The 24,338-nt window shown below is 41.6% G+C and carries 16 protein-coding genes and 4 pseudogenes; 11 read left to right on the forward strand and 9 right to left on the reverse strand.

All coding sequences use genetic code 11. The features are described from left to right. Positions 1-1,726 (reverse strand): two-partner secretion domain-containing protein (locus LC653_RS06965; protein WP_229493629.1); only part of this gene is annotated, 1,726 nt, incomplete at its 3' end. 577 nt (positions 1,727-2,303) lie between these two features. Between LC653_RS06965 and LC653_RS06970 the strand changes: the two genes are divergently transcribed. Further along, positions 2,304-2,483: a hypothetical protein gene (locus tag LC653_RS06970; protein ID WP_229493631.1), complete on the forward strand. Its 180-nt coding sequence runs from the start codon at positions 2,304-2,306 to the stop codon at positions 2,481-2,483. Between the two features lie 195 nt (positions 2,484-2,678). Here LC653_RS06970 and LC653_RS46155 read toward each other — a convergent pair whose 3' ends face one another. Then, the gene (locus LC653_RS46155; protein ID WP_267922975.1) at positions 2,679-2,804 is read right to left on the reverse strand and encodes a hypothetical protein; all 126 of its coding nucleotides are present in this window, start codon (positions 2,802-2,804) and stop codon (positions 2,679-2,681) included. Between the two features lie 641 nt (positions 2,805-3,445). On the opposite strand from LC653_RS46155, the gene LC653_RS06975 reads away from it, so the two are divergent. Next, a complete protein-coding gene (locus tag LC653_RS06975) occupies positions 3,446-3,832 on the forward strand; it encodes a hypothetical protein (RefSeq protein WP_100900943.1) in 387 nt (128 codons plus the stop codon). A gap of 230 nt (positions 3,833-4,062) precedes the next feature. On the opposite strand, the gene LC653_RS06980 is transcribed toward LC653_RS06975, so the two are convergent. Further along, positions 4,063-4,572 carry a GNAT family N-acetyltransferase gene (locus tag LC653_RS06980; protein ID WP_229493633.1) on the reverse strand — a complete coding sequence of 170 codons (510 nt, stop codon included), beginning with the start codon at positions 4,570-4,572 and terminating at the stop codon, positions 4,063-4,065. After that, complete coding sequence (locus LC653_RS06985) at positions 4,569-5,078, reverse strand: GNAT family N-acetyltransferase (protein WP_229493635.1); 510 nt, start codon at positions 5,076-5,078, stop codon at positions 4,569-4,571. The genes LC653_RS06980 and LC653_RS06985 overlap by 4 nt, the downstream gene beginning before the upstream one ends. A 435-nt stretch (positions 5,079-5,513) precedes the next feature. On the opposite strand from LC653_RS06985, the pseudogene LC653_RS06990 reads away from it, so the two are divergent. The 5 genes and pseudogenes from LC653_RS06990 to LC653_RS07010 all read left to right on the forward strand — a co-directional run. Then, positions 5,514-5,885 (forward strand): annotated as a pseudogene (locus LC653_RS06990) (ribonucleoside-triphosphate reductase, adenosylcobalamin-dependent); the annotation flags it as partial. Positions 5,886-6,543: 658 nt separating this feature from the next. Beyond that, positions 6,544-8,370 (forward strand): group II intron reverse transcriptase/maturase, encoded by a 1,827-nt coding sequence (gene ltrA / locus LC653_RS06995; protein ID WP_229493637.1) that lies wholly within the window; start codon positions 6,544-6,546, stop codon positions 8,368-8,370. A gap of 36 nt (positions 8,371-8,406) precedes the next feature. Then, positions 8,407-8,829, forward strand: a pseudogene (locus LC653_RS47855) (ribonucleoside-triphosphate reductase, adenosylcobalamin-dependent); the annotation flags it as partial. A 690-nt stretch (positions 8,830-9,519) separates the two neighbouring features. After that, positions 9,520-10,593: pseudogene (gene nrdJ / locus LC653_RS07005) on the forward strand (ribonucleoside-triphosphate reductase, adenosylcobalamin-dependent); the annotation flags it as partial. A 506-nt stretch (positions 10,594-11,099) separates the two neighbouring features. After that, positions 11,100-12,113 carry a zinc-dependent alcohol dehydrogenase family protein gene (locus LC653_RS07010; RefSeq protein ID WP_229493639.1) on the forward strand — a complete coding sequence of 338 codons (1,014 nt, stop codon included), beginning with the start codon at positions 11,100-11,102 and terminating at the stop codon, positions 12,111-12,113. An 85-nt stretch (positions 12,114-12,198) separates the two neighbouring features. Here LC653_RS07010 and LC653_RS07015 read toward each other — a convergent pair whose 3' ends face one another. The 4 genes from LC653_RS07015 to LC653_RS07030 form a co-directional block, all read right to left on the reverse strand. Then, positions 12,199-12,870, reverse strand: coding sequence for a glutathione S-transferase family protein (locus LC653_RS07015; protein ID WP_229493641.1), 672 nt, complete (start codon positions 12,868-12,870; stop codon positions 12,199-12,201). Positions 12,871-13,120: 250 nt separating this feature from the next. Continuing rightward, the gene (locus tag LC653_RS07020; RefSeq protein WP_229493642.1) at positions 13,121-14,248 is read right to left on the reverse strand and encodes an aryl-sulfate sulfotransferase; all 1,128 of its coding nucleotides are present in this window, start codon (positions 14,246-14,248) and stop codon (positions 13,121-13,123) included. A gap of 162 nt (positions 14,249-14,410) precedes the next feature. Beyond that, entirely contained in the window at positions 14,411-15,352 is a 942-nt protein-coding gene (locus tag LC653_RS07025) for an ABC transporter substrate-binding protein (RefSeq protein ID WP_229493652.1), read from the reverse strand. 139 nt (positions 15,353-15,491) lie between these two features. Further along, complete coding sequence (locus LC653_RS07030) at positions 15,492-16,532, reverse strand: NADP(H)-dependent aldo-keto reductase (protein ID WP_229493654.1); 1,041 nt, start codon at positions 16,530-16,532, stop codon at positions 15,492-15,494. Between the two features lie 1,346 nt (positions 16,533-17,878). On the opposite strand from LC653_RS07030, the gene LC653_RS07035 reads away from it, so the two are divergent. The 4 genes and pseudogenes from LC653_RS07035 (at position 17,879) to LC653_RS07050 (ending at position 20,854) form a co-directional block, all read left to right on the forward strand. Then, positions 17,879-18,553: a Crp/Fnr family transcriptional regulator gene (locus LC653_RS07035; RefSeq protein ID WP_229493656.1), complete on the forward strand. Its 675-nt coding sequence runs from the start codon at positions 17,879-17,881 to the stop codon at positions 18,551-18,553. After that, positions 18,549-18,926, forward strand: a pseudogene (locus LC653_RS47860) (Crp/Fnr family transcriptional regulator); the annotation flags it as partial. The gene LC653_RS07035 and the pseudogene LC653_RS47860, both read left to right, overlap by 5 nt. 322 nt (positions 18,927-19,248) lie before the next feature. Next, a complete protein-coding gene (locus tag LC653_RS07045) occupies positions 19,249-19,512 on the forward strand; it encodes a response regulator (protein ID WP_229493657.1) in 264 nt (87 codons plus the stop codon). Positions 19,513-20,185: 673 nt separating this feature from the next. Continuing rightward, positions 20,186-20,854, forward strand: coding sequence for a peptidoglycan-binding protein (locus LC653_RS07050; RefSeq protein WP_229493659.1), 669 nt, complete (start codon positions 20,186-20,188; stop codon positions 20,852-20,854). Positions 20,855-21,301: 447 nt separating this feature from the next. On the opposite strand, the gene nifH is transcribed toward LC653_RS07050, so the two are convergent. Continuing rightward, positions 21,302-22,195 carry a nitrogenase iron protein gene (gene nifH, locus LC653_RS07055; protein ID WP_229486733.1) on the reverse strand — a complete coding sequence of 298 codons (894 nt, stop codon included), beginning with the start codon at positions 22,193-22,195 and terminating at the stop codon, positions 21,302-21,304. Positions 22,196-24,338 lie beyond the last annotated feature (2,143 nt).

Raw genomic sequence — 24,338 nt, forward strand, 5'->3', positions numbered from 1 at the left:
CTGCAATGTCAACAGCATCTCGTACCCGCACTGTCACATTTCCTGCATTACCTTGTCCCGAACTTGAGGCATTAAGTCGAGCCTCATCGCTTAACGAGAATGAACCAGAATCGATAGTAATGTTACCTGCATTGCCAACTGTCTCCGTTTCCGCTTCGCTGCGAATCCCACTGGCAAAACCGTTTTTCTCCCCAGCAATATTAACAATACCTGTAACATTCACATTGACATTCCCCGCATCCCCCCGTCCTGCTGGCGCTGTTGGAGATGCTTCTTTAGTAGAGGTTACCAGTTGAGAGCCATCTTTTAGCCAGAGGCTTGCAGCATTGATGTCAATATTACCTCCCTTACCTACACCTCCTGCTGACACCTTGCTGGAAATTTCAGCATTATCTGCTAGAGTTACAGCATCTTGTGTCCGCACTGTCACATTCCCTGCATTACCTTGTCCTAAAGTTGAGGCACTAAGTTGAGAGCCATCTTTTAGCCAGAGGCTTGCAGCATTGATGTCGATATTGCCACCTTTACCTACACCTCCCGCTGACACCTTGCTGGAAATTTCAGCACTATCTGCTAGAGTTACAGCATCTTGTACCCGCACTGTCACATTCCCCGCATTCCCTTGTCCAAATGTTGAGGCACTAAGTTGAGCGCGATCGCTTAACGACAAAGAACCGGAGTCAATAGTAATATTACCCCCATTGCCAAGTGACCCCAAACGCACATCATTAAGAACTAGGCTCTCATCAGCCACTTTGATTGACCCGGTAGCATTAAGCGTAATATCTCCCGCGACAGTTTCAGGTGTCCCCAAACCTTGTCCAATACCACCGCTTAAAATACTTCCTCCTAATATTTCTAGATTCCTGGCATTAATTGCAATATTACCCCCACCGGCCCCAGTTACATATATACCTGCTTGATTGGTGAGGGATACCTCACCTCGCGCAACATTATCAGGAAATTTCAAGCTGAGATTATCGCCATTTACACCCAACGTTACAGTCCCAGGTTCCGCTAACCCTCCTAACTCAACTCGTCCACCAAAAGCATTTAATCGTCCCCCATCCATGCTGACATTACCACCCACCAGCAGCAAACTTTTTCCATCTGGTACTCGTAAACCTAATGCATTAAAGCCTGCTGGGTCTATCCCTGCGGGTGCAACTGAGTTATTTTGAATCCCTCCATTTTGATTAATCTGATTAAACAGCAATGCTGAAGGATTAACAGTCAACAACGGTGAGGGGATATTTTTCTCAGTAGCACTAAAAAATCCTCGATTTCTAAATTGCAGTGCATTCGCTGTAGTCGCAACAAAAGAACCACCAACATTTAAGCTGGCATTTTCACCAAATACAATTCCATTGGGATTAATCAGAAATAGGTTAGCCCTACCGTTAGCGCGAATTAATCCATCAATATTAGAAGCTGACCCACCCGTAACTCGGCTAATGATATTTTGAATATCAAGAGCATTATTAAAAGAAGCAGTGCTACCAGTAGGCACAGAAAATTCGCCAAAGCTGTGGAACAAATTACTTCCTGCTTGTGTTCCTCCAGTAATATTAAAAGTATTCCCATCTCTTGTAATACTGGAATTGTTAGGCAAAGTGCCATCTGGGGTAATTTGAGCGAAAACATGCTCTTGCGAAGAAGCAATCAAAAGGCTGCCCATTGCCAAACTACAACACCAATACCGCCAATTTTGAGCTATTCCTAACATTGTACCCACCTGATTACTCGTCTGATTTTGTCAGTTTTCTAAGTTGTAATACTGTACAATTGGCTCTTTAGCAATATCTTGTAAGCATCTGAGAAGTAATCGGGGTAGTCTATCCCTCTTCTGTCACTCTCCGAAAACATTTGCCTTTTCTAAAATCTAGAGCTTTTGTATAGCAAACGATCGCGCGATTCTTTTCTAATAACAAATACAAGACAAATTTTTTTCTAATAGTATAGCTTGTATTGATTGCCTCATGAGGCTTCTAGCGATCGCCCTCCCGGAGAGTGACAGAAGAGGGCTATGCAAGAGTTTTTTTTTAAATTCCGGTAGTCCCTGAATTAAAATCAGAAGTCGGCTCATAGCTTTTCGCCATTCCCGGCTGCCGTCTGGGTGTTGACATGCTGCTATCAATTGGCGCAGGCGCTCATCCTGATCATCCATAAAAGCTTTTACCAAAGAATAATACAGTAGACGCAAGATAGCAGCAAAGTTATAAGCACTGCTTTATTTGACCTTACTTTTATATCAGGCAAGAATCAAAAAAATATGAAAACTTTAGAATTGTGCTTACTAATCCTTGAGATCCAGTCCAGGAGCAGATAGTTTTGTTGGGGCAAATTTTACGCAACATCAGCCCTATTGGACACAAGATATTGAACTGAATGAAGAATATTTTTATTACCTGAAATTAGTGACAGAATTTAACCAACAACAAAAAGCAAAACAAGAAGATTCAGACTACGACAAAGACGAATGATAAGTAAACTAGCATCTGTTGTTAATACAACTTAAGCTGTACTAATAAATGTTGAAGCTGTAGTTACAAATGCCTGTCGTTTAATAAGTAAAACTAAAGTTTTATTTAATCAGCTTAATTATTAGTTATAAATAGTGTTTAAATGATAAGTAAACTATAAGCTGTAGTTAATACAGATTGTTCTGAACTTATCACTTAACAAGTTTTAGTAACTACAGCTTGTTCTGGAGTTACAAACGAACAAGTTTTAGTAACTACAGCTTGTTCTGGAGTTACAAACGAACAAGTTTTAGTAACTACAGCTTGTTCTGGAGTTGACACAGCTTATTCTGTAGTAGGGTGCGTTGCACTGCACGACAACGCACCATCTTAGGGACTTCCAACTAAAAAAATATTCCATTACTACTGTTAACTGTTGATCGTTGACGGTTCACAGTCAACAGTCAACAGTCAACGACCTCAAGCGGAATAATTTATTTTTTGGAGTTCCCTAAAATACTCATTACCTCGCCTGGGTTGGCGGTTGCTAGTAATCATTGGTGTCAACTTAACGTGAAAGCCTAGTCTGATAAGCATTTCAAGATTTTTCGATGTACCATCTAGATTTTAGATCCCCCCTAACCCACGCCAGTCGCTCCACTTGGGGAGACCCCAAGACCGCGCTGGCTCCCCTTAAAAAGGGGGGAATTAGAGTCTTGTGCCCCCTTTTTAAGGGGGTTGGGGGATCTAAAACTACGATAAATTGAGTGTTTGAGTTTAAGTTGACACGTATGGCTAGTAATGGACTCCAATCTCCAGTGCTACGCCTTTCTTCTTTGTGATTAAAGTATAAAATTATACCTATTTTGGTAGAATGAGAAATTCTGCTACAAAATACAATAATTATTTGTGGATTTTGCTGAACCAAAATTTAGTTCCAGTAGGGCATAGTAATTTTAGAAACCTCACAAGGAAGTAAATCTATGTCTCAAAGAAAACGCACATCTCGCGTTTTAGAAAATGCTGAGTTAAGATTCGCTGGACTCAAAGCAATAAATCCCAATCTGGATCTTGGGGATGCTTATAACTTAACAAACCTGACACAATTACTTGAACAGGTACGTACCAAGTTAGAGGGGCATAACACTATTCTCAGCATGATTGACTCTTCCAAATTAGAACTTGAAGAGTTAGAACAAACTTTGGGCGCTTTCTCAGAGAAAATGCTCACAGGGATTGCTTTTAAATACGGCAAAGACAGCCGCGAATATGAGATGGCTGGTGGAGTTCGCAGAAGTGAGAGTCTCCGTAAAAGCAGAGCGACTCGCTTAAAAACTATTGCCAAGAAAGCATCAAGCCAGAGTGTTTAACTAATTCTTAATGACGCTTTCTACGAGACGCTGCGCGTACCCCAATACGGTTCAGTTAAGGAAATTTATCTGTTAAGGCAGGCAGGGGGGCAGGGGAGGCAGGGGAAGCAGGGGGAGAGAAAAAAGCTTAACTGAACAGTATTGGCGCGTACCCCTATACCGAAGCAAGCTACGCGCAGCGTTCGGCTAATTTCCTATTTATCTGCCTCATCCCTAAATTTGTGCCCGAGTTACACTCCATCAAAAGTAGATGGATAAAAAACTTTTCCTTTATACCTTTTTTGATAGCTTTGCAATGGTTTAACCATGAAGAATTCCTCTGGCACTGGAAAAGGAGACTCGATTTCATAAACAACAGAAGGCTGAAAGCCAAAGCGAGTATAGAAGTGAGGATGACCAAGGACAATTACTATGGCTTCTTTCTTTGCCTCTGCTATTTCTAACCCTGCTTTTATTAGTGTGCTACCAATACCCTGTCTTTGAAACTTTGGATGAACTACCAAAGGTGCTAAACCGAGTACCTGTAGTGTTTCTTCACTCACCAGGTCAATGTAGCTGAATAAAATATGACCGACTACAACATTTTCAATCTCTGCAACCAGAGAAAGTTCTGAAATATAGCGGTCAGAACGGCGAATTTTCTCTACAAGTTTAGCCTCATTTTCTTGCCCAAAGGCTAATGTATTCACCTCAGCTATTACTGTGTAGTCTGGCAGAGTTTCACAGCGGATATTGATCATTTTAAAACTAATTCCATAAAAACCCAGTTTGCTCGATATTCTAAAGGAATCTCTGTTTTTTCCAAATACGGCTCGATATCCTGAAAGCCATATACACGATAAAGTGTATGTGCTTCCTTTGCAAAAGGGGCGCTGTCTAAACGAATCTTTGAGTAACTAATATTAGAAGCTTCATTGATGATAGTTTCTAATAATGCTCTACCGATTCCTTTTCTGCGAAATTCTGGTCTTACATACATCCTTTTAATTTCGCCAACATCTTCACCAATCTTTCGCAAGCAAGCGCAGCCGGCTATTTTTGCATCGTATTGCCCCAAAAGCAAGCGTCCTGAAGGGGGTATAAATTCGTGAAGTTGAGTTATATATTGCTCAAAGAATGTATTCACATCTAAATTGATGCCAAACTGATGGCTGAATATCAACTTAGTCTCGTTAAAATATTCCCAAAACAGTTCGTGTATATGAGATTTATGTTCCTCAGTCTCTACCTGCATAATTTTAAGCAAACTTTATGCCTCCGCTAAGTAATTAAATAAGAATCGGTATAAAGCAGGGCTATTTCATTCTCATCTAGCCCGCCTCAGAATAAATTCTGAGGCTAATAGCACTCATTCGTCTAAAGACGACTAAGAAAGGCTTTTAGTCCACTTTAGTGGACTTAAGCTATTAGCCCGGAACTTTAGTTCTGGGCGGTTTATGTTTAGAACGAAATAGCCCTGGGTATAAAGAGATTTTACTTATAAATTTATATGTGCTAATTAAAACTTGAGTTTGAGATGCTACCCAACGGTGAAGGACATTATACATCATAAATTTATGTTGCAGATAGTACGGTCTATAGCTAGCGTAAAGTGGACAATTTGACAATCTTTAATACTCAAACTACTTGGCGTATAGTCATAATCTGTCCGCACGCAACAAGAACGCAAGACACTTAGTATATGGTTCGAGAACTCGAAAGAAAACGCCAGAGTGCAAAGTTTCCCGAAACTGCACCGGCTGCTAATCCCGTATTTTTTAGAACCTATAGCCGCCGAACAAAGGCGGGATTAAGGGAAACATGGGATGAAGTATGCGATCGCACTCTACTCGGCTTAGTCGAGTTGGGAAAGCTAACTCAAGAAGAAGCTGTAATACTGAATAAGATGCAGCGCAACTTGAAAGCTATGCCCAGTGGGCGCTGGCTATGGGTTGGTGGTACAGACTGGATAACCAAGCCAAAGAATTTTTCCGGGGCTTATAATTGCACCTCTACCAATCTCGAAGACTGGAATGCCTTCGGATTAATGATGGATTTGGCAATGATGGGCTGTGTGCGATTCGTTGGCTAGAAACCAACACCCGTAAGGGTCTTGGAGGATTAGTCGCAAGGTAAATCATGCCTTATAGGTAAGAACCTTGACAACTTAATAGTCATGTTGGTGACATCAAGAGGAAAAACTTTTTCAAAATCAAAAAGATAGAAATATCCAATGATAAACTTGGAAATAGTAAAATTTGATGAAGTCCAACCCCCTAAGTGCAAGGGTGAAAGCACTTTCCCCACGGTAGCGACTAGCCATCAATCCGTGAAGCGGGAATGAACGGTGTTAAGAAGCCAATCCAGACTTCGACACATCTAGCAAGAAAGCATGGTTAGCGAAAGCGAATCTACGTCTGAATCATCGTGAGCATATAAAACAGCCTAGTGGATTAACAGGCTGTGCCAAAAGGCAAGGGGAGAGCAACCGGAATACAACCGTTCGGTTTGCACCGCTCTTAACCCCGGTGAACAGTAGGAACCTAACCTTTCAATCAATGACTATTAGGAACGAAGTAACCACATAAATTCTCTCAGGAGGTCGAATACCTGAGTAGGTGCTAACCAGAAGAACTATGTGGCGAGATTGAGTCAAAAGCAAAAGCCTACGGTAATGCGTAGGATACGCTAACAGACTCACGGTAATCAGATATGTATAGGTACAAGTAGCGATGAAAACGACTAAAACGAGTTTTAAGACTACGGTGGTATGGAACAAAATCAACTGGAAGAAAATCCAGAGGATAGTGTTCAAGTTGCAAAAGCGCATATACAAAGCTGTTCAACGTGGGGATGTCAAAGCAATGCGACGACTCCAAAAAACCTTGATGAAATCCTGGTTCGCAAAGCTATTAGCTACGCGAAAAGTAACCCAAGAAAACCAGGGCAAGAAAACAGCAGGGGTCGACGGGATGAAATCTCTCGGTTACGAAAGTCGGCTGAAACTAGCAAAGAATCTAGGCATAAATGGGAAAGTTAAACCAACCCGTCGAGTGTGGATTCCAAAACCAGGAACAGACGAAAAAAGACCCCTAGGAATCCCAACAATGGAGGATAGGGCAAAACAAGCGATCGCTTTGTTAGCCCTAGAACCACAATGGGAATCAAAATTTGAGCCAAATAGTTATGGGTTTAGACCAGGACGTGCCGTACACGACGCAATCGAAGCTATATATTTAGCTCTACATGGTAAAGCTAAATATGTACTAGATGCGGATATATCAAAGTGTTTTGACAACATTAATCATAAAAAGCTACTTGAAAAACTTAACACGTATCCATCAATGAGACGGCTAACACGAGAGTGGTTAAAAGCTGGATATGTAGATGGAAATCAATTATTCCCAACGAAAGCAGGTACGCCGCAAGGTGGAATAATATCACCCTTACTGGCTAATATTGCGCTGCACGGAATGGAAGAAGTGATTAAGGAGTATGCAAATACCCTCCCTACCGGAAGGAATTGGGGGAAAAAGCAAAACCGAAATGCATTGAGTTTAATCAGGTATGCCGACGACTTCGTAATTATTCACGAAGATATCAATGTTGTCTTAGGGGCAAAAGCGGAAATAGAAGGTTTCTTAAAAGACATCGGTTTGGAATTAAAACCAAGCAAGACTAGAATTTGTCATACATTAGAGAAACACGAAAAGGAAAATCCTGGATTTGACTTTTTAGGTTTTAATATCAGACAATTTCCAGCAAACGATGGAATGAGCGCACGGTCATCCAATGGTAAAATACTAGGTTTCCAAACGATAATTCAACCAAATAAGAACGCAATAAAACGCCACTATAAAGAAATAGCTGACATTATTGACTCCCATAAAGCCGCACCTCAAAAGGCGCTGATTGCAAGAATCAATCCAATAATAGAGGGATGGAGAAATTATTACTCTTCAGTCTGCTCAACCGATACCTTTAGACTTCTAAATCACATGATTTATAAGAAACTAATGGCATGGGCAAAATCCAGACACGACAATAAAGGTAGTGAATGGATTGCCAACAAATATTGGATTACAGTTGGGAAAGATAATTGGGTATTCGGATATAATAATCCGGACACTAAAGAAAGCTATAGTCTCAGCAAGCACACCCAGATAAATATTGTACGCCACATCAAGGTTAAAGGTGAAGCCTCACCATTTAACGGTGACTTCACTTATTGGGGAACAAGAACAGGAAAAAGTAAAGAAATTTCATCTTTACTTGCAAAAATACTACACAAGCAAAAGGGTAAATGTTCTCAATGCGGTCTTACCTTCACAACTGAAGATAAAATCGAAATCGACCATATACAACCAATCAGCTTAGGTGGTAAAAGAAAATTTGATAACCTGCAAGCATTGCATAAACATTGCCATGACCAAAAAACCGCCAGAGATGGTAGTTTGAACAGTTCCTATGACAAAGGTATGATTATTGAGGAGCCGGATGAGGTGAAAGTCTCATGTCCGGTTTTGAAGACGAGTAGCACTCGTGAGGGTGCTGCTTAGTTTAATGGTACTGGAGCCGTCCTAGAACCAGAATTTATTAACCAGTTGCCCCCCATCCGTAATCAACTGAATGTCACTGTAAAAGGTGAAATTGGCAGCACTCCTGTGCAACAGCGACGTGAATATACTGAAACTCATATAGAAGGCAACAACGTCACTATTCACGTTGGAGATAGCCGTGAAGGTTGGGTTGAATCATATCAAGCCCTATTAGAACTCTCTACTGATGAACAATTTTCAGCAGAAGTTGAAGTATCAGTTGATATCAGCGATGTCCGAAAAGCAGGAGAAACTCTCAACGGCTTTGGAGGAGTTGCTAATCCTGTAAAATTGCCCGGACTTTATCAGTGTTGTGCGTCCATCCTGAATAAAGCTAAAGGACGACAATTAAATTCAGTTGAATGCTGTTTATTAATCGATCAAGCGGCTGTCACAATTGTTGCAGGTAACATTAGGCGTTCAGCTGGCATGAGGCAAGGTTCTAACGAAGATATTTTGTTCGCCGATGCCAAAGATAATTTATGGCAGCAAGATGAAAGTGGCAACTGGCGAATTGATCCAGAGCGCGATGCACTCAGGATGGCAAACCATACCAGAGTTTTTCACCGCAAGCCAACTTTAGAAGAATCCATTGGTGCTGTCCGCAAACAATATTACAGTGGCGAGGGAGCAATTCAATGGGCTGGTGAAGCTGTAGCACGATCAAATATTGATTTGCTACCAACACAGGCTCTGAAAGTTCATTTTTTGCAAGCTTACGAACAAGGAACAGCAAAACAGTGGTTACAGGAACGCTATCCTCAGCTTGATGCTAATGAGCTAGAACATCGTTTGGCTCGCTATGGGCTAAATCCGTGTGGTAAGTGATTTTGCCTCACGTTAAAAACCTCGCAAAAACGGGGAAGGCTGAGATGCTAATCCCGTGGTAATCAAAGGAACTAAAAAGCCTTTGACACCGTACAGCGTAGAGAGTGAAACTAGATTACATCCAAAATTGTTGTCTAGAATATAATCTCTCCAAGAGTGCGGGGGCGGATGTGAAAAACACTTCTATTATCTGAAGTGACATCTGCAAAAGGTACGCGGAGCTACTGCGAATAATCAAACAGTAGAACTAGGGGATAAAAAGCCTCTAGGGTAACAAATTTGGAAATCATTGGTAGTAATTTTCACTGTAATTTGTCTGAGGTTCACCTTAATCAAATCGATCCACATAACTACAAAGAACAGGAGGAGGCATTCACTGCTGGGGCGCTATCTGTAGCAGCACTTTTAAATCACAAATTCCTGGAACCACGCTATCAATACAGTCGTGAATTAGACCCGATTGTGGGAGTTTCTTTTACTGGTTTATTTGATTTCTTTGTCCATGCTTTTGGTGTTGATTGGCTGCGCTGGTGGGAAGAAGGAAGGCCCGCTACTGCACAAGGGTTAGCTTTCAAGCGTGAGGAAGAAAAATATCTAAGTTCTTGGAAAGATATTGTACATCGGGTGGTTTGGGATTACTGCGATCGCCACAATCTGAAACGTCCAAATCGTTGTACCACAGTCCAGCCCAGTGGCACGAAGGCATTATTAACTAATGCTAGTTCAGGATGGCATCCCCCAAAAGCGCAAAGATTTATTCGCCGCATCACCTTCGGCAAAAATGACCCAGTAGCCTTAGCTTGTATTGACTACGGTTACAACGTCATTCCCTCTCAATCAGATAAAGATGAACAAGGTAATTTGCTCAACGATCCCTTTGATTCACGGGTGAGTGAATGGTTAGTAGAAATTCCTGTTTCTGTATCTTGGGCTGATTTACCAGGTGCTGATGAAATTGATGTTTCAAAGTTTTCAGTCTTAGCCCAATTTGATTTTGTCCTCCAGGTTCAACGTTGGTACGTGACTCACAACACATCAGCTACTTTAGAACTTCGCTCTGATGAAATCGAACCTTTAGGACAGCGCATCTACGAAACTATCCAGAATGATGAAGGATATATTTCAGCCGCTCTTTTAGCTCGTTTTGATGATTTGCAATCGTTCCCACGTTTACCATTTGAACCGATAGATAAACCAACCTACTATCGCTTAAATCAAGAGGTGAAAGCACGGCGTAAAACAGATGATTTCTGTGCAGTCTTAAGCCGCTACGATTTAGGCGAAATGTCAGAGGCTGGCCCTAGTGGTTGTGACTCTGATAAGTGTATGTTTCCCGATCAGCAACCAGGCTCATAAGGCTAAATGACTATCACTTAGGGTAGTCACTATTTATCTATTACAATAAAAAGCAGTGGTTTAATATCATATTAAACTACTGCTTTTTAATTATCTATTTTCCCCTCCTTATAGCATTTCTTTGTGCTGACTTTTCACGTTATGTGGAAAAGCTAACGATTCACCTAACCCCCTAACCCCCAACCCGTGGCGGGAAGGGGGAAAATTCAAAGTCTCTCTCCTCTTAGGAGAGAGATTTAGAGAGAGGTTTTCCAGATCCCGTAAAAAGTCAGTTCTTTGTGAGGCTGCACCAAACCCTTTTAACTTCTTTCTTTCTTTGCGTCCTTTGCGTCCTTTGCGGTAGCCTGCGGCAAGCCGCTTTGCGTCTACGTTTTTCTTACTTCCTTCTTCTACTTAAATATGATTTAGCGCATCTTCATACATAATTGCTACCAGTAATTATCTTGGTGTAGAAAAGCAGCACAAAATTTCTCTACACTATGATCTTTGGCAAAAGGAGTCCGCCAATGAAAGCTTACGAAATTCAAAGCAACGCCGGGATTGATGCCCTCGTATTAGTTGATCGCTCTGAACCGAAACCAACTGCGGGACAAGTTCTTATTCAAGTCAAAGCAACATCCCTAAATTACCGCGATCTGCTTGTCGTTGAAGGAGCTTACGGTTCTGGACAAAAATATCCCTTAATTCCCCTGTCTGACGGTGCGGGGGAAGTCATGGCGGTGGGGGAAGGTGTGACACGGGTTAAAATAGGCGATCGCATCGCTGGTATTTTCTTCCAAGACTGGATTTATGGCTCTTTAACCAAAGAGAAAATGAAATCCGATCTTGGAGGCGGTATCGATGGAATGCTGGCTGAGTATGTCGTATTACACGAAGATGGGTTAGTGATATTACCTGACCACCTATCCTACATTGAAGGGGCAACCTTACCCTGTGCAGCAGTCACAGCTTGGCATGGACTGGTGACAAAAGGTAATATTCGCGCAGGTGATAGTGTTTTATTACTCGGTAGTGGAGGAGTTTCGATTTTTGCTCTCCAGTTCGCCAAGATACATGGTGCTAGGGCGATTATTACTTCCAGCAGCGATGAGAAATTGGCACGAGCCAAACAGCTTGGTGCTGACGAGACAATCAACTACAAAACAACGCCAGATTGGGAAAAGCAAGTTTACCAATTAACCAATCGCACGGGTGTAGATCATGTAGTTGAGGTAGGCGGTGCAGGCACTTTGCCAAAATCACTACAAGCAGTCCGCATTGGGGGACGTATTAATTTGATTGGCGTATTATCAGGTAGAGGAAATGAAATTGACCCCATGCCAATACTTTTTAAGAGTTTAACACTTCAGGGAATTTATGTTGGCAGTCGGGAAATGTTTGAGGCGATGAATCAGGCGATGCAACAACATAAAATCAAACCGATTATTGATCGAGTTTTCCCCTTTACTGAAGCACGAGAAGCTTATCATTACCTCAAAAGTGCGGCTCACTTCGGTAAAGTGGTAATTCGTAATTCGTAATTCGTAATTCGTAATTGTAAAGAGTTTAATTCTATGTTTCAAGTGGGGTTTAAATTCCCACTTGAAACATAATTATTAATTACGTTTAAACAGCAGCAAGAGTAGGTGCAGCGAATTTAGCATATCGCTCAATGTAGAATTCCTTAGAGTGAGCGATCGCTTTCACTGACTCACGCTCCTTAAGAGCGTGCTTCCATTGCCGCACACGGTTGAATTCAGTCGGTAGGGCAAAGCCACGATACTCTCGCAGTGCAGCCCAGCGCTCAAACCAAGGGAAGTAAGTAAAATCGACCAAACTGATGGATTCACCAAACCAGTAGGGGCCTTCCCCAGATAGCTTTGCTAAACCTTCGTTTTCAATGAATTCCAGATGTTTATATAGTTCTTGTTTAGCTTCTTCTTGTTTTTGGGGATCTGAACTCCGCAGAAGGGTAGAAAAAGCGGGAACAAACCTGGTGTTAGCAAAATCTATCCAGATGCGAGCCTGTGCCCTATCAATGGGGCTGCTGGGTAACAGTGGTGGATTGGGAAATACCTCATCTAGATACTCATTAATTACGGCTGATTCCCAAACTCGGTTATCACCATGAGTTAGTGCAGGCACTTTCCCATAGGGAGAAACTTTGGTAAACCCTTCAGGCTTATTCTGCAAATCAATTTCAATCAAATCGAAGTCGATGCCCTTCTCTTGGAGTACCAAGCGAGTACGGTGGGCATAAGGACAAACAACTGCACTGTATACTTTGATTTCAGCCATGTTTAAGTTCCTTGGTAAATAGGACTTGTTAGTCGGCATTGGGAATTGAATTTGAATCCAAAATCCCAAATCTTAAATTGTTAGTGTCCTGAAGCCCCTTTGAGGCGCGTGAAGCGTAAAAAATTCTCGACACTAACTAAACTTTGAAACTGGAGTAATATTCAAATAACCCAAATTTGTTGGTGAGAGTGGGGAATAGGGATTAGTTATTTCTCCCCCTGCCCCCTGCCCCCTGCCCCTCTGCCTTCTCCTAGAGCCAGGGCACTTCTTCAGGTGCATAACGAAAGGCGCGGAAGACTGTATTTTGCTCCCCACGAGTTACGGGCGATTTTTCACCTGGAATATTCCGAGATGCAAAGTGGGGGTTGATGTATTCCCAAACAATCTCTCCTGCAACTGTCACCTCGAATATCCGGCCGTAAGCACCTTCTGTAATCAAGGTATTGCCATTGGCTAGACGTTGCGCTCCTGATATGTAAGAACTAAAGAAATTTTGGGGCGGGTTGTCGGTGTACTCCCAAACTATCTCTTTCGTTTGACGGTTTACCTCAATCACACGGGAAAAATTGAGAGCAATGTTACGGCGATGTGCGCCATTGTCGAAAATCAGGATATTACCGTTAGCCAATTCGTTTGGGAAGTGCTGCTGTGCTAGCACGTCATCACCCAGCGTCCAGATGATTTCTCCGGTTTTGCGATCGATAATGACAACTGTGGAGATATTACGAAAGCTCACTATAATGTTGCCATCGGCGAGTTCTCCGACGGTATTCCCATGAGTCCATTCGTGTCGATGATCTTGCGGAGTAATCGTAAATATATCTGGATCGAGGTGTTCGTGAGCGTGCCAAGTCCAAACAATTTCACCTGCTGGAGTCACTTCATAAAGCACATCAGCATAGATATCACCATCTGGTTCTGTACCTGGTACGCCGCCTTTGATCCGAGGAACCAAAGACTGAGGTATCTTTTCAATTGCTAGTAGAATTGTGTTGCCATTGGCTAGTCTGCGTCCATCATGATGGTGGTCTGGATGCTTATATTCCCAAATAATATTTCCTTTGGGATCTGCTTCTAAAACAACGCCACTTTTGAATGCAGCCCACAAAGCAAAACGTAGTGGTTCTTCTGGTGGAGTCTTACCGTTATAAAAGAGGTTGCCATTAGGTAAAAGATAACCGTATAACCCTGGTGGATAAGGCAGATTCCACTGGTGTACTACTTCTCCTTCCAAGTTCAGGAGGTAGACTTCACCTTGACCTGTTAGGGGTGTGAAAAGTGTATATCCTTTGAAGACTTTTTCGGGATTGTAAGCTCTTAAACCAGTACCTCGACGACGAATAGTATTCTGCTCAACTGATGTTGCTGTAAAAGTCATATTTTACCTACTAAATATCTAGTTTTTAATCTAATAACTGGGACAGAGTGCATCGCGCACTTTTACTCGTTTCTGAACAATTCCCTGTTGATATATCCAATCAGCAGCACTCTGTAAATCGGCAATCACTTTCGGTTCTAAGGGAAGCACTCCATCAATAGGTCAGCGCTCAAATGTACGCTTCACAACTTCAGGCGGTAATCCTGATACTTTTTGGTATACTTTTTGATTCTCCTGGGGATGTTTATTTAGCCATTCAGCCTCTTTAGCAAGAATCGCAATAATTTCCCTAATCGCCTCAGACTTTTCTTTTAGTGCATCCCTATCCACCATATAAAGGGAGTAATGCGGGACTTGTGCAGGCAAAGGAATTTGTCGGGCATTGTACTTGAGTTCAGCACTCGCAACCCAAGGGTCCCAAACGGCCCAAGCATCGACATGATTCGATGCCCAAGCAGGTAGGGCTTCATCAGGTTTCATGTAAACGCGACTTACTTTATCTTTGGGAATATTCTCTTTTTCTAATAGTTTTAATAGCAAATGTTCGCTGATTCCACCTCGATTCACAATGACCTTTTTACCAATAAGATCGTTGAATTTCCGAATGGGAGAATCTGCATGAACTACAATCCCCTCTGATTTGCGATTAGCGGGTCGGTAGGCAATGATGCAAGCATTAATTCCACCAGATAAAGCAGACAAACCAGCAATATCGCCGCCTGCTCCTAAATCAGAACTTTTAGCATTGATTGTTTCTAATACAGGTGCAAAAGATGGGAATGTACCAACCCATTCAACCTTAATATTCTTGGGAGTTAGTTCACGTTCTAAAGTACCGCGTTCTTTTGCGATCGCAGACAAACTTCCCTTAATATAACCAATGCGAACTACTGTCTGTTTCTCAGGTGCAGAACCTTGATGGTTACTCACAGCCTTAACTGTGGAATCAGCAGAGTTAGTCGGACTACATCCAGAAACTATCAAACTCAAGCCCCATTGGGCAACCAACAGCCAGACCACTCCTTTTGTTGAACCCTGCTGGCCAATTCGGAGCAAACTTTTTAAGGTACACAGCAAATGAGAATTTTGAAATTTACCTGTCAATGATTTACTGCTCCATAAAACTAAGATAATTCCAGACAAACTAAAAATTGATAATGAGAGCCAGAGGCTCTTGGAAGGCGTTACCAGGCTGGAGCCTGGTAACGAGGCAAACTGTCTTTAATTTTTAATTTTTAATTGTTTATGGTGCTGGGTTTGGAGATTGAGCATGAACTATATCCAACTCTTCCAAAATATCTTTGCTGAGAACTACATTCACACTTTCTAAATTCTCTTTGAGTTGTTCGAGTGTCGTTGCACCAATAATTGTGCTAGGCACAAACCAACGACTCCGCACGAATGCTAATGCTAGATGTGCTGGAGTGAGTTGATGGCGCTTGGCAATTTCCACATAAGCTGCTACTGCTTGACTTACTTTTGGTTTTAAGTAGCGCTGACCAAAATTTTCAAATAAAGTGACTCTTGCTTTCTCTGGTTTGCCATTTAGGTATTTGCCAGTCAAGAAGCCAAACGCCAAAGGACTATAAGCTAGTAATCCAATTTCTTCGTGAAAAACAGCTTCTGCTAAGGCTCCGTCAAATACTCGATTCAGCAAGTTGTAAACATTTTGAATGGAAACAACTTTGGGCAATCCTAATTGTTTAGCAGCGTTACTAAACTGGGCGACTCCCCAAGGTGTTTCATTACTCAAACCGATATAGCGAATTTTTCCAGCCTTAATTACGTCGTCAAAAACTGCTAGCTGTTCAGCTATAGGAACCGTTTCTCCCACCACCTGAGCCGGATCGAATACCGTTTGCCCAAACCTTGGCACGTAGCGATCGGGCCAGTGGATTTGGTACAGATCAATATAATCCGTTTGTAATCTTTTTAGACTATCATCTACAGCTTGTTTGATATTATCACGGTCAATTGCTTTGGCTCCACCACGCACCCATTTAAAGCCTCGACCAGGCCCAGCAATTTTAGTAGCTATAATAAGTTGATCTCTTTGTTGACGCTTTAACCATTCTCCAATGTAAGTTTCAGTTAATCCATAAGTTTCGCTACTTGTTGGAACTGGGTACATCTCCGCCGCATCAATAAAGTTGACTCCTTGGGCAATAGAATAATCTAGCTGCTCGTGGGCTTCTTCAATAGTATTTTGCTGTCCATAGGTCATAGTGCCCAGACAAATTTCAGAAACTTTTAAATCACTCTTGCCAAGTTGGTTATACTTCATGTTTCCGCGTTGTTTTTCAATCGATTTAACAGTGATATTTTTGTTGAAAATTTTGCATTTTGTCAAGGACGCTATTATTTGTAATTAAATTAGCTTCAAACAACACTGGATTTGGCAATAAACCAATATAAAGTTTTCAGCAAATTAATATTTGCTGATACTACTAAAAATTGATATATAAATCGTATTTGATGGATACAGTTGTTTATTATTGCATAGATTAACCAGATAAATAAGCAAGTCTTAAGTAATAAAAACTCTAAAATGGTATTAGAAAATACTTACTTTTCTTGGATATTTGTGAAATGGACTGTTTTAGCCTGAGTGAATACTACAATAAGTTAGTAGGTTTACCGTAGTATATCAAAAATCTTAAGATTCTTCTAGAATTAAGTCTTAATAAATATTTATATTAATATACTTAGTTCTAAGTATCTTGTATTGATCGCAATCAAAATATACTAAGCTTACTTAGAAAAGTTTACAACACCTGATAGCAATGACATAGATTTAGGGTTTTAATGATTTATATAACCAGGAATTTTTTGCTGCGATCGCTTCCAAGGATACTCATGTCTATAGCAATGTGATTGAAGGCGTAGGATGTGTTACCACGTTAGCGTAACGCACCGAAAACCTGCGATCGCTTCCAAGGATACTCATGTCTATAGCAATGTGATTGAAGTAACAAACAAATATAATTATACTGGACAATTGAAATATTTACTGAGATGAGTATGGCATTTTTGATGCATTCAATTGGAGTTACAAAGCGGCATATTAATACTTGATCTGGCGTTGCTGAATTTAGATATAGGATTTCTATTTGATTTTTGAATAAATACCGTACACCTCGAAAAGTCTGATTCCCTACTCCCTACTCCCTATTCCCTGCCTATCGCGCTTCGCGCACCACGCAAAGAATTTCACGCAATCAAAGCGGATTACTATATAAAATGCAAAAATCATGTATAGGACTATGATTTGATTTCTGAAAAAAATCCGTACAACTCGAAAAGCGTGATTCCATATTCCCTACTCCCTACTCCCCACTCCCCACCTACATAGATAATTTCAAAAATCAAATATGATTCCTATATTTTCAACTCTTACTCTCTGTGTCTGTGCGCCTCTGCGTGAAACAAATTCGTATTCTTAATCAGCAATGCCCTTTATTTTGCATTAAATAATTTAGTTACGTTATATTTATAAATAGGAGTATAAAAAACTCTTATTACAACTTATTTTAGGAATTACACCTTTTGACATTGGGATTAGATTCTTGATTTTTCTCCTTATGCCTCGAGTTGCCTTTTCTAGAGACGGCTACATTCAGAAGAATTCCAATGTCATTAGACAAAAATGCCCTTGAGCAACCAGCAAATAAGTTGCTTGCAGCTCTGCCAGCCAGTGATTATCAGCGTCTTATTCCCCATCTAAAGCTAGTTCCGCTCGAAGTTTCGCAAATGCTTTACCAAGCAGGCGAACCGATCACACAGGTCTATTTTCCTGAGAAGTCAATGGTTTCTATAGTTACCACTATGGAAGATGGCTCAACAGCGGAAGTTGGGATAGTGAGCAATGAAGGCATGGTGGGTATCCCGGTAATTTTAGGAAACAAGACCACAACCACAACATCATTTGTGCAGATTGCGGGCGCTGCTATGCAGATGAATGCAGATGTACTTAGAGCCGAGTTCAATCGGGGCGGAGCTATTCAAAGCCTGCTGTTGCACTATGTACAAGCTGTATACTCTGAACTGGCGCAAACAGCTGCCTGCAACCGTCTGCATACCTTAGAAGAGCGGCTGGCTCGCTGGCTACTGACAGTCTCTGAGCGTTTGGAATCAGAAGATTTTCCACTCACGCAAGAATTTATCTCCCAGATGCTAGGTGTACGTCGTTCTGGCGTTACAGTTGCGGCTAGCACCCTCAGCCGAGCCGGAATGATCAGCTACCACCGTGGTCATATTAGCATCCTGAACCAAGAGGATTTGGAAGCAACTTCGTGCGAGACTTAAAACAGAGTTCAATCAGGGTGGAGCTATTCAAAACCTGCTGCTGCGCTATGTACAAGCTGTATACACTGAACTGGCACAAGGATGTGCCTGCAACCGTTTTCATACCCTAGAGGAGCGGCTGGCTCGTTGGCTACTGACAGTCTCTGACCGCCTAGAATCAGAGGATTTTCCGCTCACACAAGAATTTATCGCCCAGATGCTGGGTGTACGGCGCTCCGGTGTGACAGAAGCGGCTAGCACCCTGAGCCGAACCGGAATGATTCGCTACCAGCGTGGTCATATTAGCATCCTGAATCGAGAGGATTTAGAAGCAACTTCCTGCGAGTGTTATCGAGTTATACAAGACGAATTTGCTCGGTTGCTGGGCAATTAGCCAAGGCGCGATCGCCAATGAATCATTTTAAGTTACTATGTCCGAAACCGGACAGACACTTGCTAGTTAGTCTTTTAAGATTTAGTAAAGTAAGCATCAAATGGCATTTACAAATACCTGCCTTTTGATGCAATTGCTACTTCAACTATTTGAGCTACACGACGGCAGTAAGAATAATGTCTAATCAATCGATGTCTTTTGAAGGTCTGCGATTGCTCGTTGTGGATGACGATTTTGATACGAGAACCTTACTTACCCTCCTGTTTGAATTAGACGGAGCACAGGTTATCACAGCTGCTTCGGCAGGTGATCTCTAGAAATAATGTCATTCTTTAAACCAGACATCCTGATTAGTGACATTTATTTACCAGAGGAAGACGGCTACTCACTGCTCTTGAAGGTCAGAAATCTGGAAGCAAAGCGAGGGAGAAAGATTCCAGCTATTGCTCTGACGGCATCTGCTTACGACGAAGACCGCAATCGTGCATTATTAGCAGGTTATGATATATACCGATGCAAGCCGATAGACTTAGACGAGTTAGCTTCTGTGGTTGCTAGTTTAACTGGACTCAAACAATACGCTTGACATATTTGGATGCAACAAGTCAGAAGCCAGTAAGCAAGAAAGCTTTAACTAAATTTTATTTATTTTGAAAATGTGATGTCTACTACAATACGCTTGGGTTAAGCCAGAAAAATAAATTTGCGTAGGTTGGGGAGCCACTGCGCCCTTGCGGTTTCCCGACTTGAAGCATGTGGCGTTTGAGGAACGAAACCCAACATTTTCGGGCATTTGTTGGGTAACACTAAAGTTCAACCCAACCTACAATTATCCTTAACCCAAGCGTATTGATGTCTACTACGGATTATGCCAACGCCTAGTGATTTTTATCATAAATCAGCGCATTGGCGTAGCCCGTCGTAAACATCGCATTTTCTTAGGAATCTTTTAACTGATTTCAACGTGAATTCGACGACGACTTATATAGTGTCCGCTTAATTAGCTCAATCAAAAAGACCTCTTCCTGATTTTTCTACGCAAAATCGTCCCTCTCTGACAGGCGAGAGGGACTGCCTTGAACTTTAGTTCAAGGCAGGGAGAGGTTTGTCGAACTGATGTTAATTTTATTTTTTCTTAATTCCGCTACCAGTGAAAACCTTTTTAATGCACAGTGATATAAAATATACTAAGAATAAATACAGAGAAGACTAAATTAATTCTCTGTGAATACTCATTTTTTCATATAAAGGAGCATATTATGGAATATCTTGCTTATTCCCACATGTTTATTGCTCAAGAAGAGGCATCTGGAAACACCAAATATAATCCGCCTAAATCTCAATTAGATAGTAAAAAACCTCTTAAATCTTCTGACATAGTTATTACTAAACAAGAGGCATCTGGAATCACCAAACCTAAATTCAATTGGAAAAAACTTCTTAAATCTTCGGCTTGGTTAGCTTTAGCTGGTGTTGGTGTATTACTTATTGCTGCTGCCCAAATTCAAATGAGTTCGGCTGCATATGTCAGGACTAACGGCAGTTGTTTGCGTATCCGTACAGGCCCAAGCACTAACTACTCGTATGTGGATTGTGTACCAAATGGCGCAACACTTCCAGCGATTGAAAGGTATGAAAACGGGTTTGCTAGGCTTTCTACGGGTAGATATGTTTTTGCTCGATGGGTTGGTGATAGACCTAATTATCTTCCTGTGACTAGACCAGGTGGCGTTGGCGGTTCAATTATTCTTACCCCTGGTTCTAGAGGTCAGCTTGTAAGAGACGTTCAAACAGCTTTAGGTAATCTCAGAGTTGATGGAATTTACGGTCAAGAAACTGTTAGCCGAGTCCGAAGCTTTCAGGCAAGTAAAGGTCTACTTGTAGATGGTGTTGTGGGGCCGGAAACTCGAGTAGCTCTGGGTATTTAACCAGAAGTCACCACTCGATAATGTCTGGACAAAGCTACCTAAAAGTAGCCATATCTAGACTTATCGTTTGTAACCTGATACCAAAGGTTTAACCGAAAAAGAATACATGCGTCAGTCGCCAGAATTCAGAATAATTCTGAACGAAAAAGTGAATGAATCGTGTTTTAGAGCAAGCGATTTTAATCGTGGATATAAAGAAAATTTTTCCTTGCTTGAAACCCCTGACTTGATTGCTTGGGGTATTCTGACCGGAGGCGGAGCTTTCCTTGCTCCGCTCCTGAATTCTGACTTCTGACTCCTTTTCATTTTCTTACTATTTTTCCTCTGCCTAGAGTGACAAAAGCGGGTGAATAAGTAATCAAGCGGACATGAATATGAAACAAAGAAATGCAAAAATTGGGAAAAGGGTGGGCAAGTAGCCCACCCTAAACCATTATTTAATTGGTACTACTTTACAGGTGCTTGAGTAGCAGTCTTGCCAACCAGCATTGCGGTATTTTCGTCGCTTTCGAGAATACCGAATTCAATCAACAACTCTTCTAACTCTTCCATCTCAATTGGGGTAGGAACGGCGAGTTTGTCGTTGTCGATGATCTTTTTAGCCAGTATGCGATATTCGTTACTTTGATTGCTATCAGGTGCATACTCGTTAACAGTCATCCGGCGCAATTCTGCGTGTTGTACAATGTTGTCACGAGGTACGTAGTGAATCATTTGGGTGTTCAAACGTTTTGCCAAGGTTTCGATAAGATCGATTTCCCGGTCAACGTTACGGCTGTTACAAATCAAACCACCCAAACGCACACCGCCAGTGTGAGCATATTTGAGAACACCACGAGCGATGTTGTTAGCTGCATACATCGCCATCATTTCACCAGAGGTAACGATGTAGATTTCTTGTGCCTTGCCCTCACGGATAGGCATAGCGAAACCACCGCACACAACGTCTCCCAAAACGTCGTAACTTACAAAATCAACATCTTTGTAAGCACCGTTTTCTTCTAAGAAGTTGATAGCGGTGATAATACCACGACCAGCGCAACCCACACCAGGCTCAGGGCCGCCAGACTCCACACAACGTACATCCCGGTAACCGGTCAGCATTACTTCTTCGAGTTCAATATCTTCTACAGCGCCGCGTTCAGCAGCTAATTGCAGAACGCTTGTTTGAGCTTTACTGTGTAGCATCAAACGGGTAGAGTCAGCTTTAGGGTCGCAACCAACAATTAAAATGCGTTGGCCCATTTCAGCCATTGCTGCAAGGGTGTTTTGAGAGGTGGTAGATTTACCGATACCGCCTTTACCATAGAAAGCTATTTGTCTAATCTTTTCGTCAGTCATGGTTGTGTTTCCTACAATGATTTAGTTGATGGGTGGTAAGCTTGATGTAGTTGTTTACCCTTGGTGTCGTAGGGAAGTAGAGCCTATTGGCGTTGACGCATAGCAACTTGTCGCTAGACATCGTATCCTGGCAAAAACAGTTAAAATCAGGACATATTTACCCATGAAGCGTAGACGCAGAGCGGCTTGTCGTCAGACATCGCTTAAGATATAGAAAAATTTCTATTTCCTAATAACGAAGCCTTTAAAACTTTGACTTCAGCATTGTCAGTTGTTGTAACAGAATCCCAAATGGTTGCTCAAGCCTGAAGAGTGGTTGCAGCAGGAATTCAAATGAACGCAGATTTGTTCCCTGAACCACACAACCAACCAAATTGCAATCCACTCTAAATGGTCACTGCAACTTCTCTGATTTTGCTAATGTCAAGTCCCTAAGAACTTCATAGCGCTTCTCGTTTGGTGATTGATGCAGCAGGATAAGTTTCAGCCCAAAAGTGACAGCTACAGGTGCAATACTATAATGCTTGCACAAGTAACCTCTAACACTCTGGTTGAGACAATATCTTGGTGAGTTTTGACAGTATGGTTAAATTCCTAAAAATTGTGGAACAACACCATATTGCTTGAAGTTTTCGTTCCAAAAGTCAGCAACTGCTTCAACTTAGTTCGCGGTTGAAAATGTTTGTTGCCGCAAGAATAAGTTCGTAAATATTCTGTATTTCTATGGATTTGTCAGGCTGTACTAAGAGTCTTTGTTCCCAGACCCCAAGAGTAATCGCCTTTGGTGGGTAATGCTCTAGCTAGGTTGGCCAACTCTTATTGGCTCATACCTAGATAAATTTCGATTGACTTCAAGTTGTTAGAAAGGCTACTATCGTACTCAATCTAGTTTTAGATTTTTGTTACAAAAAGATGTAGCGAATTGAAGTGGACTTACCAGAGCAAAAAAACTTTCTTGAGCTTGCCTCAAAGTTTCTTGAAGTCTTTTGTGCTTTTACTTTTTTGATTCCTATAAAAACCATAACATACATCTCACTAATTTATTTGTCGAATCTCAAATTATTTATCTATTTGTCAGAACACGATCCTTCTGATCTTTAGCAGGCATAAGTTACGCGTTAATAGATTGCCATTTAGTAAAATTATTTATCATAGCTAATTTGTGCAGTTAGATACTTTTAGGTATTTTATAAAAGTATTTAAAGCTAATGTTTGACAACAAAAACATAATTTCGTCTTTTTGCAATCAAAAATTTTGTCATAAAAGTAGATTAAATAACTCTTGCGATCGCACCAAGCACCCAACCCAGGCGATCGCAATCATAGTAAGGTTAATAGGACTTACGCAAAATATCTCTCAACAGGTCGCGGCGATAGCGTAGCTAAGCCGAGGAACGAGCGTCGGAGTCCCCCACCATACATAAAAGTTGGTGTTCTTGATGAACGCCGCTCCGGTACTGGGTACTGGGTACTGGGTACAAGCAACAAGTTTTTTAAAATTTGGTGGTGGGTAATGAGCAACCACCATAATTTTAAGGGTTTTACACCCAGTCCCCAATACTTCGGCTTACCTCGGCTCCGCTCGGCACAAGTCGCTCAGTACAAGTCCCTAATCCCCAGTCCCCAGTCCCTTTTACACTCTTATTTCTCCGGTTGCTTCAAGTCGGGGAACCCGCCCAACGCACTGGCTTCTCTGCGCCTCTGTGGTTCGTTATTCCGTAACTTTTGCGTAAGTCCTAGTTAAGTAAGGTGAATTATCAAAAATAATCATAATACATAAAAAACTCCCTTTTAAAATGAAGGGAGTCAAGAGTAACTGATTAAATAATTCGTAATTCGTAATGACGCTCGTTCCTCGCTACCGCTACGCTAACGTAATTCGTAATGGGCAACTCTTAGAGACGCTAAACGCGAACGCCCCGCAACGCTTTCGTAAATTTTGTTTTGTAATGGGGATTTAACCCCAACACAAAACAAAATTTTTATTAAACCTCTTGCGAAAATCCTTGATCCGCTAGGGACTCAAGTCCCTCTCTTATAGCAAAAGTCCGTTTAAACGGACTAAAATTATTGTTATTAGTCGGTTTAAACCGACTTGAGCTATTAGCCCGAAAATTTATTTTCGGGCGGATGTTCGACTTTT

Origin of the sequence: Nostoc mirabile CHAB5784 (assembly GCF_020829645.1) — a bacterium.
In the GTDB taxonomy this organism is placed as follows: Bacteria; Cyanobacteriota; Cyanobacteriia; order Cyanobacteriales; family Nostocaceae; genus Nostoc; species Nostoc mirabile.

Coding starts and splice junctions, on each gene's coding strand:
- LC653_RS07010 (WP_229493639.1), top strand. CDS start 11,100: ATGAAAGCTTACGAAATTCAAAGCAACGCCGGGATTGATGCCCTCGTA.
- LC653_RS06975 (WP_100900943.1), top strand. CDS start 3,446: ATGTCTCAAAGAAAACGCACATCTCGCGTTTTAGAAAATGCTGAGTTA.
- nifH (WP_229486733.1), bottom strand. CDS start 22,195: ATGACTGACGAAAAGATTAGACAAATAGCTTTCTATGGTAAAGGCGGT.
- LC653_RS07050 (WP_229493659.1), top strand. CDS start 20,186: ATGGAATATCTTGCTTATTCCCACATGTTTATTGCTCAAGAAGAGGCA.
- LC653_RS07035 (WP_229493656.1), top strand. CDS start 17,879: ATGTCATTAGACAAAAATGCCCTTGAGCAACCAGCAAATAAGTTGCTT.
- ltrA (WP_229493637.1), top strand. CDS start 6,544: ATGAAAACGACTAAAACGAGTTTTAAGACTACGGTGGTATGGAACAAA.
- LC653_RS07020 (WP_229493642.1), bottom strand. CDS start 14,248: ATGACTTTTACAGCAACATCAGTTGAGCAGAATACTATTCGTCGTCGA.
- LC653_RS07015 (WP_229493641.1), bottom strand. CDS start 12,870: ATGGCTGAAATCAAAGTATACAGTGCAGTTGTTTGTCCTTATGCCCAC.
- LC653_RS07030 (WP_229493654.1), bottom strand. CDS start 16,532: ATGAAGTATAACCAACTTGGCAAGAGTGATTTAAAAGTTTCTGAAATT.
- LC653_RS07045 (WP_229493657.1), top strand. CDS start 19,249: ATGTCATTCTTTAAACCAGACATCCTGATTAGTGACATTTATTTACCA.
- LC653_RS06980 (WP_229493633.1), bottom strand. CDS start 4,572: ATGATCAATATCCGCTGTGAAACTCTGCCAGACTACACAGTAATAGCT.